This is a genomic window from Nonomuraea sp. NPDC050680, from assembly GCF_040654555.1.
GTDB lineage: Bacteria > Actinomycetota > Actinomycetes > Streptosporangiales > Streptosporangiaceae > Nonomuraea.
Genome location: NZ_JBFAIF010000015.1, coordinates 96,425 through 108,437 on the forward strand (window position 1 = coordinate 96,425; position 12,013 = coordinate 108,437).

Below are 12,013 nucleotides of genomic sequence, written 5' to 3' on the forward strand. Positions count from 1 at the left end.
AAAACTAACGCCAGCGGGTGGAGAGCACCACCCCGAAGATGATGAAGACGAACCCGATCAGCAGATTCCAGTTGTGGAGATCGCCGATGAAGGGTGCGCTGGGCGCCACGTAGTAGACGGCGATCCACAGGATGCCGATGATCCACGCCACCACCATCGTGGGAGCCAGCCAGCGCGGGCTGACCGTGACCTGCTGGGACTTCTGCGGCGGCGTGTAGACCGCCTTCTTGCGAGCCTTGGACTTGGGCACTGGAAACTCCTGCTGCGCGCCTGGGCATCCGGATCGTCCACAGGCTACTCGTTTTGAGCCTAATCGTTTTTGAGGGTAATCAGTTTGAGGGTAGTGGAAGCGTGCCCAGGATAGTCGCCACGCGCACGAGATGGCGATCCCCGGCCTCAGGATGGGCCGCGCTTACGCTGGGTGAGTGAGGGCCGTGCTGCGGGCCGCGGGGGAATCGAGCATCACCGCGGGCCTGATCCTGTTGTTGTTCTGCGCCTACCTGCTGTGGGGGACGGGCGTCTATACCCAGCGCATGCAGCTGCAACTGCAGCAGGAGCTGGTGGAGGAACACGCGCGCCCGGAGCCGGCCAAGCTCCGGAAGATCGAGCTGGGCCGGGCCGTGGCCATGCTGCGCATCCCGAGGCTCGGGCGCGACTACCACTACGCCGTGGTCGAGGGCGTGGACGCGGAGCACCTGAAGAAGGGCCCGGGCCACTACCCCGGCACCGCCCTCCCCGGACAGATCGGAAATTTCGTTATATCGGGCCACCGGACCACGTACCTGGCGCCGTTCAACCGGATCGACGAGCTTCAACGCGGCGACGAGATCATCGTCGACGCCCCCGAGGCCCGCTACACCTACCGGGTCACCTCACAGGACGTCGTGTACCCCGACGAGGTGGACGTGCTCGCCTCGGTGCCCGGCAAGCCCGACACCAAGCCCGACAGGGCCTACATCACGCTGTCGACCTGCCATCCCGAATACTCCGCCGCCCAGCGGCTCATCGTGTTCGGCGTGCTGAAGAAGACCGAGCTCAGGAAGGAATGACATGTACGGATGGCTCTGGGACAGGCTGCCGGGCGGCACGGGCGCCAAGCTGGTGGCGGCCACCGTGCTGGTCGCCGTGGCGGGCGTCGTACTCTGGTATGCCGTGTTCCCGCTTCTCGAACCCGCGGTGACGCTCGACGAGGTGACCGTACGGAAATGACCCGCGTGCTGGTCGTGGACAACCACGACAGCTTCGTCCACACCATCGTCCAATACCTGCGTGAGCTGGGCGCCACGTGCGAGGTGCGCCCGCGCGACGACGTCCACGTGAGTGACGCCGACGGCTTCGACGGCGTCCTTGTGAGCCCGGGGCCCGGCACACCGGAGGCGGCGGGCGTGAGCGTCCCCCTGGTGCGCCACGCGGCCCTGCGCCGCCTGCCGCTGCTCGGCGTCTGCCTCGGGCACCAGGCGATCGGCCTGGCTTACGGTGCCACCGTGTCGCGGGCGCCTGAGCTCGTACACGGGCGGACCAGCGCGGTGTCGCACGACGGACTCGGGGTGTTCGCCGGGATCCCCTCGCCGGTGCGGATGACCCGCTACCACTCGCTGGCCGTACGGCCCGACACGGTGCCCGCCGAGCTCGACGTGACCGCCCGCACCGCGGACGGCGTCATCATGGGGCTGCGGCACCGCACGGCGCCCGTCGAGGGCATCCAGTTCCACCCGGAGTCCGTGCTGTCGGAGCACGGGCACCGGCTGCTCGGCAACTGGCTGCGGGGAATCGTGTAACACTCGGCCGCCGCCGGACGACAGACAGATGAGCGTCCCCGCCGTCGCCCCCGAGCGGCGGGGACGCTCTTTCGCGTGCCCACCCCCCTGACGCGCCAGAGCCGCCCTCCCGGTGCGGGAGTGCGGCTCTGGCGGGCGGCGTGGGGATCAGCCCAGATTGCCGTCGTCGATCGGTGAGTCGTCGGTCGGCTGCGTGTCGTCCGTCTGTTCGTCCGTCGGCTGGGTGTCCGTCGGCTGGTCGGTCGGCTGCGGCTGGTCCGTCGGCTGGTCGGTCGGCTGCTGCTCGGGACCCGTGGAGACCACGATCGTCACGGTGGTGCCGGGGTTCTGCGGTGCGCCCGCCTCGGGGTTCTGCTGGATGACCGTGCCCTGAGGCTGGTCACTCGGCTGCTCGACCGGCTTGACCTTGAAGCCCGCCCCCCTGAGCAACTTCGTGGCGTCCTGCTGGGTCAGGCCGATCACGCTGGGGATGGCGGTCTGCTCCTTGGGCACGTAAAGGGTGACGGTGCCGTCCTTCTCGACCTCCTCGCCGGCCTTGGGATCGGTCTCGATGACCTTGCCCTGCGGCTTGCTGGAGACCTTGGTCTTGATCGTGCTGGTCAGCCCGGCATCTTCAAGGATCTTGTTGGCCTCTGCGGTCGTGGCGCCGATCAGCCCGTCAGGGACCTTCACCTTCGGCGGGCCCTTGGACACGAACAGCTTGACCGTGGAGTCCTTCGCCACACTGGTGCCTTCGGGGGGCTCGGTCTTGAACACCGTGCCCTTGTCGTACTCGGCGTTGGGCTGCTGCACCACCTCGGTCTTCAGCCCCAAAGTGGTGAGCTGGGCCTGGGCGGCCTGCAGCCGCTGCGTGGTGAGCGAGGGGATCTTGATCTCGCCCGTGGGCTTGTCCCCGCCGCTGCTGAACACCGCGTAACCGATGCCGATGAACGCCCCGATGATCAGGAGCGGGATGACGATCCAGGCCGCGGTCTTGAGCGCGTTGTTGCCACCGCCGCTGTTGGCGCGCCGCCGGCCGCCACCCCGGCCGCCGTGCCCGCCGTCGTCGTACTCGTACGGGGGCACCGCGCGGGTGCCCTGAGTGGCCGGACCGGTGGCGGCCTGGGTGGTCGTCATCATGCGGGTGCCCGCGCCGTAGTTGCTGGTCATCGCCATCGTCTGGGCGTCGACCGGCATGCCGGACATCGCCCGCTGGATGTCGGCCCTCATCTCGCCCGCGTTCTGGTAGCGGTGTGCGGGGTCCTTGGCCATGGCCTTCAGCACGATCGCGTCGCACCACGCGGGGATCTCGGGGTCGATCTGCGACGGCGGGATGGGCTCTTCGCGTACGTGCTGGTAGGCGATCGCCACGGGGGAGTCGCCGGTGAACGGCGGCTGGCCGGTGAGCAGCTCGTAGAACACGCACCCGGTGGAGTAGATGTCGCTGCGGGCGTCGACCCGCTCACCGCGCGCCTGCTCGGGCGACAGGTATTGGGCGGTCCCTATCACCTGCGCCGTCTGCGTCATCGTCGCGGCCGAGTCGGCCATCGCGCGGGCGATGCCGAAGTCCATCACCTTGACGTCGCCGGCGCGGGTGATCATGACGTTGGCCGGCTTGATGTCGCGGTGGACGATGCCGCCGCGGTGGCTGTAGTCGAGCGCCCGCAGGATGCCGTCGACCAGCTCGGCCGCCCGCTCCGGCAACAGCCGCCGATCGGCCCGCAGCAGGTCGCGCAGCGTCCTGCCGTCGACGTACTCCATCACGATGTAGGGCACCGGGGCGCCCTCGCTGACGTCCTCACCGGTGTCGTAGACCGCGACGACCGCCGGGTGGTTCAGCGAAGCCGCGGACTGCGCCTCACGGCGGAAACGTGCCTGGAAGGTGTGGTCCCGCGCCAAGTCAGAGCGGAGGGTCTTGATCGCGACTATGCGGTCCAGCCGGATGTCTCGGGCGCGATAGACCTCGGCCATGCCGCCACGCCCGACGACGCCGTCGAGCTCGTAACGACCTCCGAGTCGCCGAGGCTGAGTCATTTCCTGCACTGTCCCTTACCGTTCATCTTGGGTACCGGCCTGCTCGCGGGCCGCCGGTGTCCATCATCGACCCCGTGGCGCATCACGTCTCCTCCTTGGGCGGGTTTGTGACACCCGGGTCAGGCGAAGCACTTGGTGTCGGACTTATGGGTGTAGTGGTGGGCCTGGGGGTCGGTGTAGGAGTCGGGGTACGGGTTGTCGGGGTGGACTTGGGGGTTGGCTTCCTGGTTGGAATCGCCGTCACGCTTACCGTAGCCGAACGTGAGGGTACCGGCCTCTTCGACTTCACCGTAACGACGGGAGGTCGGCGTGTGTGAGTCGTCTTGGTCCGGGACGGCTTCCATACCGGGGTCACGCTCACCGACTCCGACGGGTCGGCGATGCTGGGCGGGTCGGGCACCGCGTCGCGGTCCATGTAAGTGAAGGCGCTGAGCCCGACGGCGGCGGCGCAGCCCGCGCTGGCGAACAGCGCCAGCGTCAGCCTGCCCCTGCGGCGCCGCGGTCTGGCGGGCGCCGCACCGGGCCGCCCGGCGAGCGAGCCGGGGGACGGCGAGCGCAGCGTCGTGGCCGTCGGCGCGGCGAGGTCGTCGGTGACAGACCCCTCATCCGGCCGCCGCCCCCGGAAGTCCTCCTCCGGCTGCCGCCGCTCCTGGAAGCTCTCCTGCTGCTGCCGTCCTCGGTAGCCTTCCGCCTGCTGGCGTACGCGGAAGCCAGCCGGATCGGTGAGCATGCTGAGCTCGGCGCCCGACTTGTTGGCGGCCAGCGACTGGCGCAGCCGCTGGGAGCGGTCGGCGACCTCCATGGCCGATGCGGGCCGCTGCCGCGGATCCTTGGACAGCAGCACCATGACCAGCTCGCGTACCGCCGCGGGCACGTCAACGCCGAGCGGCGGCGGCGGCTCGTTGAGGTGCATGAGCGCGATGGCCACCGGCCCCTCGGCCTGGAACGGCGTGCGCCCCGACAGGCACTCGTAGGCCACCACGCCCAGCGAGTAGAGGTCGGTCGACGGGGTGAGAGGCAGCCCCTGCGCCTGCTCCGGGCTGACGTACTGGGCCGTGCCGAGCACGGTGCCCGTCAGCGTCACCGGAGCCGACTCCATGGCGCGGGCGATGCCGAAGTCGGTCACCTTGATGGTGCCCTCGGGCGTGACGAGCAGGTTGCCCGGCTTGATGTCGCGGTGGATGACCCCCGCCGAGTGGGCGGCGTGCAGCGCCTTGGCCGTCTGATGCACGACGTCGAGCGTCACTTCGGGCATGAGCGAGCCGTTGCGGGTCAGGATGGCGGACAGCGGCTCGCCGTGCACCAGCTCCATCACCAGGTAGGCCAGGTCGCGCTGCTCGCCGTAGTCGAAGATCTGCGCGATGCCGGGGTCGGCCAGGGCGGCCGTGATCCTGGCCTCGTTGCGGAAGCGGCTGCGGAAGGACTGGTCGTCCTGGATGTGGCTGCGCAGCACCTTGACCGCGACCTCACGGCCGAGCAACTCGTCACGGGCACGCCAGACATCCCCCATACCGCCCGAGGCGATGCGGGAGAGCAAGAGGTAGCGGTTACCGAGCCGCATGGTCCAGCAGCGTAGCGGTCATCACTTGTTCAGCACCGCCTCCATCACGGCTTTGCCGATCGGCGCGGCGGTGTGGCCGCCCGTCGCCTCGGCGCCGACGTTGGCCGCGCCCGACTCGACGATGATCGCGACCGCGACCTTCGGGTCGTTGGCCGGCGCGAAGCTGATGAACCAGGCGTGCGGCGGCTGACCGTTGGACGTCTCAGCGGTGCCGGTCTTGCCCGCCACGTCGACGCCGGGGATCTGTGCCAGGTTGGCGGTGCCGTTGTTGACGACGCTGACCATCATCTCGCGCAGCTTGCCCGCCGTCTCGGAGCTGACCGCCTCCGACAGCTCCTCCGGCTTGGCGTCCTCGACCGAGTCGCCCTTCGAGTCAGTGATCTTGTTGACCAGGTACGGCTTCATGACCTTGCCGTCGTTGGCGATGCCCGCGGCGATCATGGCCATCTGCAGCGGTGTCATCTGGTTGCTGCGCTGGCCGATGGAGGCCATGGCGACGGCCGCCTGGTCCTCCTTGGGGCCGAAGGAGCTCTGGGCCACCGACATCGGAATGCCGATCTGCGTCCCCATGCCGAACTTCTTCGCCTGCTCCTGCATCTTGTCGTAGCCGAGGTCCATGCCGATCTGGCCGAACGGCGTGTTGCAGGACTTCTCCAGCGCGTAGACGAGCGGGACCTTCCCGGCTCCGCAGGCCGCGCCGCCGTAGTTGGGCAGGCTGACACTGGTATTGGGCAACTGGAGCCGCTGCGGGGCGTCCACGACCGTCTGGGGGCCGCGGCTGGGGTCGTCTTCGAGGTAGGCCGCCGCGGTCACCACCTTGAACGTGGAGCCGGGCGGGTAGGTACGGTCGATGTTGCGGTTGAGCAGCGGCTGGCTCTTGTCCTTGTCCAACACGTCGTAGCGGGGGAACACCTTGCCCTTGTCGGTGCCCGACAGCTCGGCCGGGTCGTAGGTGGGCAGCGACACCATCGCCAGGATCGCCCCGGTCTTCGGGTCGAGCGCCACGACCGCGCCGCGCTTGCCGCTCTCGCGCAGCGCGTCGTAGGCCGCCCGCTGGGCCTTGGGGTTGATCGTCACGTCGACGTTGGCGCCCCTGGTGGGCTCACCGGTGAACAGGTCGATGCTCCGGCGTAGCAGCAGGTCGGAGCTGGAGCCGTCGAGCATCTGGTTCTCGGACCGCTCGATGTTGGACTCGCTCTCCGGCGAGAAGAAGCCGGTGATGTGCGCGTAGAGCTTGCCATCGGGGTATTCCCTGAGGAACCGGAAGTCGCCGTCCTTCTTCTCCACCGACTGCGCCAGGATCACCTTGCCGCCGGCGGTGATGCGACCGCGCTCCACCGCGTAGCGCGCGTAGTAGTTGCGCTGGTTACGGGAGTCTTTGCTGTATTGCTCAGCTTTTACGGCCTGCACGTAGTTCACGTTGATCATCAGAAGCGCGAACATGGCCAGGCAGGCCACGGCCGCACGCTTCAGAGTGCCGTTCATCGCTGGAACACCTGCGTCATTCCCTCGTTCTGGATCGCCTGGGGCGGAGGTCGCCGTGCCGAGTCTGACATGCGTACCAATAGTGCGATAAGGATCCAGTTAGCCAGCAATGCCGAGCCACCCTGGGACATGAACGGGGTGACCAGACCGGTCAGGGGGATGAGGTTCGTCACGCCGCCGACGATGATGAAGACCTGCCAGGCCAGGATGAACGACAGGCCGCCCGCCAGCAGCTTGGAGTAGGGGTCGCGGGCCGCGAGCGCGGTGCGCAGCCCGCGCTGCACGATCAGCGCGTAGACCATGAGCAGCGCCATCAGGCCGGTCAGGCCGAGTTCCTCGCCGGTCGCGGTGAAGATGAAGTCGGAGAACGACAGCGGGATGAGGTAAGGGTGGCCCTGGCCGAGGCCGGTGCCGAGGATGCCGCCCGCGCCCATCGCGAACAGGCCCTGCATGAGCTGCGCGCTGCCGCCGAGCTCGCGGTCGAAGAATTCGGCGTTTCCGGGGTCGAGCCAGACCTCGATGCGGGCGTGCACGTGGTCGAAGACCTGGCCGGCGAGGAACGCGCCGCCGACGAAGAGCAGGATGCCGATCAGCACCCAGGAGGTGCGCTGGGTGGCGATGTACAGCATCACGATGAACGTGCCGAACAGCAGCAGTGAGGAGCCCAGGTCCTTCTGCAACACGAGCACGCCCAGGCTGACCGCCCAGGTGATGAGCACCGGTCCGAGGTCGCGGGCGCGGGGCAGGTCGATGAAGAGCAGCCGGCGGCCGGCCAGGGCCAGCACGTCGCGCTTGGCCACGAGGTAGCCGGCGAAGAAGATGACCAGAGCGATCTTGGCCAGCTCCGCGGGCTGGATGACGGCGGGGCCGAAACCGATCCAGATGGTGGCGCCGTTGACGCTCTTGCCCAGCCCGGGAATCAGCGGGGAGATCAGCAGGAACAGCCCGGCGAAACCCGCGGTGTAGGTCAAACGCTGCAGGGTGCGGTGGTCGCGCAGCACGACCAGCGTGATGGCGAACAGGACCACGCCCGCGCCGGTCATGATCAGCTGGTTGGTGGCGGACGCGCCGCCGCTGCCTCTCGCGCCCGATGCCTCGATCCGGTAGATCATCACCAGGCCGAGGCCGTTGACCACCGTGACCAGCGGGAGGATCAAGGGGTCGGCCCACGGCGCGAACTTGGCCAGCACCAGATAGGCGGCCAGCATGAACCCGCCCAGCCCAAGACCGTACGTCAGCATGCCCGAAGGGATCGCGCCGTCGAGAGCCAGCCCGACGTTGGCATAGGCGCCCATGACGATCACGACCGCGAACGCGAGCATGGCCAGCTGGGCCCCACGCCGCTTGGCCGGCATGAGGACGGGGGCTTCCGCCACTTCACTCATCTACTGCGGTTTCGCCTTCGTCTTCGTCGCGCTCGCGCTGGGCGAGGCGGTCGCGGTCGGGGTGGCGGCCTTCTGGTCAGTCGGCTCCGCGTCGGCCTTGAAACCGTTGATCTTCGTCATGCCTTCCGCCAAGGTCTTGACCTCGATGCCGCCTTTGATCAGCGCCTGGTCGGGCTCGGAGAGCTGGGAGAGCGGCTTGCCGGTGTGCTGGGCGACCGAGAAGAACTGGAACGGCCCCACCTCCTGGCGGATGCCACGGAACACGACCACCTCGTCGCCCTTGGCCCCGACGAAGAACTGGTCCTGGGTCCACTGCCAGCCGAAATAGCCGCCGGCGCCAATGGCGACGACGGCCACACCCAGGACCGAGACCAGCATGGGCCACGCTCGGCGCCGCTTGACCGGCCGCCGGGCCGCCTGCGGGCCCGGCTCGTCGAAGTCGTCGTCGGTGAGCACCGGCTGGGGCGCGGTCACCGCGCCCGCCCGCCCCGGTGAGGTGTCGTGCGCTTCGAACCGTATGCGGGTCATGCCCGCCGCCCCGACGGTCGCCGACTCGGTGGTGGGCGCCTGCTGCCCGTCGGTGAGCTCCAGCACGTCGGCCAGGACGCAGGTGATGTTGTCGGGCCCGCCGCCCCGGTTGGCCAGGTCGATCAGCTGGCGTACGACCTCTTCCGGGTCGTCGATGTTGGTCAGCGTGGCATGCAGGGTCTCCGCGCTCACCACTCCGGACAGGCCGTCGGAGCAGAGGAGATAGCGGTCGCCCACCTGCGCCTCGCGCAACGTGAGGTCGGGATCGACCTCGCCGCTCCCGTCGAGTGCCCGCAGCAGGATCGAGCGCTGCGGGTGTGTCGCGGCCTCCTCGGGCGTGATGCGCCCGTCGTCGACCAACTGCTGCACCAGTGTGTGGTCGTGGGTGATCTGGTAGAGCTCCCCGCGTCTGAGCAGGTAGGCGCGCGAGTCGCCGACGTGCACCAGGGCCACCGAGGTGCCGTTCCAGAGCATGGCGGTCAGCGTGGTGCCCATGCCCTTGAGGCTGGGGTCCCGGCCCACCATCTCGTGCAGCTTGCGGTTGGCGTCGCGTACGGCTGCCTCGATGGCGTTGAGCAGGTCACCACTCTGCTGGGCCTCGTCGAGCGAGGCCATTGCGGCGATGGCGACAGAACTCGCCACCTCACCGTGTGCGTGTCCGCCCATACCGTCTGCGACGGCTAGCAGACGGCCGCTTGCGTACGCCGAGTCCTCGTTTCCTTCGCGGAGGAGGCCGACGTCCGAGCGGGCGGCGTAGCGGAGTGCGATGGTCATTTGCGCAATTCAATGACTGTCTTGCCGACGCGGATCGGAACACCGAGCGGCACCGGGGTCGGGCGGGTGACTTTTGAGCGGTCGAGGTATGTGCCGTTGGTCGAACCGAGATCTTCCACGATCCACTGACCGTCCTGAGGGAAGAGCCGGGCATGCCGGCTGGAAGCGTAGTCGTCGGTGACTACCAGCGTGGCGTCGTTCGCCCGGCCAATGGTGATGGGCGTCTCCGTGAGATTAATGGTGGTGCCTTGCAGCGGGCCACCCGTCACAACGAGCTGGCGTGGCTCGCCCTTCTTATTCTTCGGCTTAGCCGCCGGTTTGGTGGGCTTGATGCCCTTGCGTGGACCCGCGGGGGCCGTACGTGATCCGAACAAGTCAGTCCGGATCACGCCGACTGCGGCAATGACGAAGAACCACAGCACAGCCAGGAAGGCGAGCCGGATCAGCAGCAGCGTGAGCTCGGACATGGACCGTCTGTCTACCCCTAATCGCGCCGGAACACCAGTGTCGTACGCCCCAGGGTCACTCGCGTGCCGTTCTGGAGCTCGACTCTGCGTACCGGCTGGCCATTGACGAACGTGCCGTTCGTCGATCCGAGATCGACTAGGGCGACTAGCTGACCCTCGACGCGCAACTCCGCGTGGTGGCGAGAGACGCCGGGGTCTACGAGACGAAGATCGCAGTCGGTGCCCCTGCCCAGCAAGGTCACCGGAGTGGTGAGCTCGTAGGAGCGGTCGCCCTGCGGATCGTCCTGAGTGGACACGAGCAGCCGGGGCCGCCCGTTGAACGCGTTGGGCCTGGATGGTGGCAGATCACTCGCCGGCTGGCGAATTTCGTCCTGTTCCACCGTGGCGCCGCGGATGACTCCCGACCTGATGCGGAACAATCCCACTGCCAGGTCGGCGGCGGTTTCGAAACGAACCCGGACCGGTCCCACGAAGGAGTAGCCCTGTTCTTTGGCGTACTCCCTGGCGAGGTTGGCCAGCTCGTGGCTGATGCTGTCGGCATAGACCTCAAGCCGCTCGCTGTCGGTCGTGGACAGTTCAACCACGAAGTCGTTGGGCACGAGCGTCCGACCTTGAGCGACGATCGCCGCACGCTCATCCATCTCCCGCTGAACCGCGCTGGCGACCTCGACCGGCTGAAGGTCAGATTTGAACGCCCGCGCAAAGGCCCCCTCAACCAAGCCTTCGAGCCTTCGCTCGAAGCGCTGAAGGACTCCCACCGGGTACCTCCCTTCCTCCGTGCATATGATCGCGGCCACCAAACGCGCACCGCGCCTGGCCCCCGCTCCTCCCACGTCGCGGGTGGTCCCGGCGCTCGTCGGCTGTCGCGCCCAGCTCCTCCGCTCCCGTGTCTTATGCGATCGTATCCGGGTTCAGTACCAGCGGCTGTTCCGTGCTACTGTTTCTCCGCACCCACAAGGGCGGGTGGCGGAACGGCAGACGCGCACGGTTCAGGTCCGTGTGTCCGAAAGGACGTGAGGGTTCAAATCCCTCCTCGCCCACTCGGGATCACCGATGAAATCGGCAGACCCACACTGACGAAACTAGCCCCGGATTGGCAAGAGCCGGGGCCATTTCTTTCTCGCGGCGTAGTTAGCACGGCCGCTCTCCGCAGGGAGGACACTAAGGCCGTCCGCTTGCAGATCACTTTCGGCTAACTTGCATGATTTAGCTCACATTTCGGGAGCTGATGCGATCCTGGATCAGGGGTCCAGGAGGCCAATGATTTGGTGGGGCGCCGCCGTGCTCGGCGTCGGCGATTGTGGTCAGCGGCACGTTCTGCTCGATGAGCTCGACCAGCCGGCCCGCCCGTCGTATCGCGACACCACCGCGCCGTTGCCAGGCAGCCGCACATCTTGTGCGCGCAGCGGAATCACCTCGGCCGAGTCGACCCCACAGCCTCGACACAGCCTCGACCGAGGGCGAGGAGCAGCCGGCAGCCGCGGCTCTCGTGGAGAACGCCAGGATCGATGAGGTCCGTGCGGACGGTACGGGTCGGGGGCGGGGCCGCGGTACGCACGGCGGGCGGGCCGGGGCCCGTTATCTCGCGACGTTCAGCACCAGCATGGGGTCGAGGGTCAGGGTGGCCACGGCTAGGCCGAGGAACACGATCGCCAGGAAGAACTGGGGCGAGAAGTCGTAGACGCGTAGGTGGGTGTAGAGGGCGCAGACGAAGTAGAGGATGAGGCCGGCCGCGGCAGCCGTGCCTATCAAGGGCAGGCCGAGGAGACCGAGCGCCAGCCCGAGCGCGCCGGCGGCCTTCAGCGCGCCGATGGGAAAGACCAGCCACGATTCCGGCACTCCGGCCCTGGTGAGCGCGGGACCGAGGGTCCGCATGATCGGCTTGAGGCGGGTCATGGCGGCGAAGCCGGAGAAGGTGTTGGCGGCGATCGTCACCAGCGCTGTGGCGACATAGGCGGTGGACATGAGGGCTCCAAGGAATCGTCTGGTGGCGGCGTGACTCGCCGGCACCTGGTCCTCTCT

The 12,013-nt window shown here is 68.1% G+C and carries 12 protein-coding genes and 1 tRNA gene; 4 read left to right on the top strand and 9 right to left on the bottom strand.

What is annotated here, in order from left to right; translation table 11 throughout:
* Positions 1-4: 4 nt before the first annotated feature.
* Complete coding sequence (locus AB0H88_RS36750) at positions 5-250, bottom strand: cell division protein CrgA (protein WP_357652765.1); 246 nt, start codon at positions 248-250, stop codon at positions 5-7.
* A 175-nt stretch (positions 251-425) separates the two neighbouring features.
* Between AB0H88_RS36750 and AB0H88_RS36755 the strand changes: the two genes are divergently transcribed.
* Genes AB0H88_RS36755 through AB0H88_RS36765 form a run of 3 tightly spaced genes read left to right on the top strand, consistent with a single transcriptional unit; the run spans position 426 to position 1,778 of the window.
* Entirely contained in the window at positions 426-1,049 is a 624-nt protein-coding gene (locus AB0H88_RS36755) for a class E sortase (RefSeq protein WP_357652766.1), read from the top strand.
* 1 nt (position 1,050) lies between these two features.
* Complete coding sequence (locus AB0H88_RS36760; RefSeq protein ID WP_357652768.1) at positions 1,051-1,209, top strand: hypothetical protein; 159 nt, start codon at positions 1,051-1,053, stop codon at positions 1,207-1,209.
* Complete coding sequence (locus AB0H88_RS36765; RefSeq protein WP_357652770.1) at positions 1,206-1,778, top strand: gamma-glutamyl-gamma-aminobutyrate hydrolase family protein; 573 nt, start codon at positions 1,206-1,208, stop codon at positions 1,776-1,778. Before AB0H88_RS36760 ends, AB0H88_RS36765 begins: the two co-directional genes overlap by 4 nt.
* Before the next feature lie 147 nt (positions 1,779-1,925).
* Here the strand turns inward: AB0H88_RS36765 and pknB are convergent, their stop codons facing one another.
* The 7 genes from pknB to AB0H88_RS36800 form a co-directional block, all read right to left on the bottom strand.
* Positions 1,926-3,791, bottom strand: a complete 1,866-nt coding sequence (pknB, locus tag AB0H88_RS36770; protein WP_357652772.1) for a Stk1 family PASTA domain-containing Ser/Thr kinase — start codon at positions 3,789-3,791, stop codon at positions 1,926-1,928.
* 82 nt (positions 3,792-3,873) lie between these two features.
* Entirely contained in the window at positions 3,874-5,352 is a 1,479-nt protein-coding gene (locus AB0H88_RS36775; protein WP_357652774.1) for a serine/threonine-protein kinase, read from the bottom strand.
* A 21-nt stretch (positions 5,353-5,373) separates the two neighbouring features.
* Complete coding sequence (locus AB0H88_RS36780) at positions 5,374-6,837, bottom strand: penicillin-binding protein 2 (protein ID WP_357652776.1); 1,464 nt, start codon at positions 6,835-6,837, stop codon at positions 5,374-5,376.
* On the bottom strand, positions 6,834-8,222 hold the full coding sequence (locus tag AB0H88_RS36785; RefSeq protein WP_357652777.1) for an FtsW/RodA/SpoVE family cell cycle protein: 1,389 nt from the start codon (positions 8,220-8,222) through the stop codon (positions 6,834-6,836). Before AB0H88_RS36785 ends, AB0H88_RS36780 begins: the two co-directional genes overlap by 4 nt.
* Positions 8,223-9,524 (bottom strand): Stp1/IreP family PP2C-type Ser/Thr phosphatase, encoded by a 1,302-nt coding sequence (locus tag AB0H88_RS36790; RefSeq protein ID WP_357652779.1) that lies wholly within the window; start codon positions 9,522-9,524, stop codon positions 8,223-8,225.
* The gene (locus tag AB0H88_RS36795) at positions 9,521-9,991 is read right to left on the bottom strand and encodes an FHA domain-containing protein (RefSeq protein ID WP_214635377.1); all 471 of its coding nucleotides are present in this window, start codon (positions 9,989-9,991) and stop codon (positions 9,521-9,523) included. The genes AB0H88_RS36790 and AB0H88_RS36795 overlap by 4 nt, the downstream gene beginning before the upstream one ends.
* A 17-nt stretch (positions 9,992-10,008) precedes the next feature.
* A complete protein-coding gene (locus tag AB0H88_RS36800; RefSeq protein WP_214635378.1) occupies positions 10,009-10,749 on the bottom strand; it encodes a DUF3662 and FHA domain-containing protein in 741 nt (246 codons plus the stop codon).
* 199 nt (positions 10,750-10,948) lie between these two features.
* Between AB0H88_RS36800 and AB0H88_RS36805 the strand changes: the two genes are divergently transcribed.
* A tRNA-Leu gene (locus AB0H88_RS36805) sits at positions 10,949-11,031 on the top strand.
* A gap of 538 nt (positions 11,032-11,569) precedes the next feature.
* Here the strand turns inward: AB0H88_RS36805 and AB0H88_RS36810 are convergent.
* Positions 11,570-11,956, bottom strand: a complete 387-nt coding sequence (locus AB0H88_RS36810) for a DoxX family protein (RefSeq protein ID WP_357652782.1) — start codon at positions 11,954-11,956, stop codon at positions 11,570-11,572.
* Between the last annotated feature and the right edge of the window lie 57 nt (positions 11,957-12,013).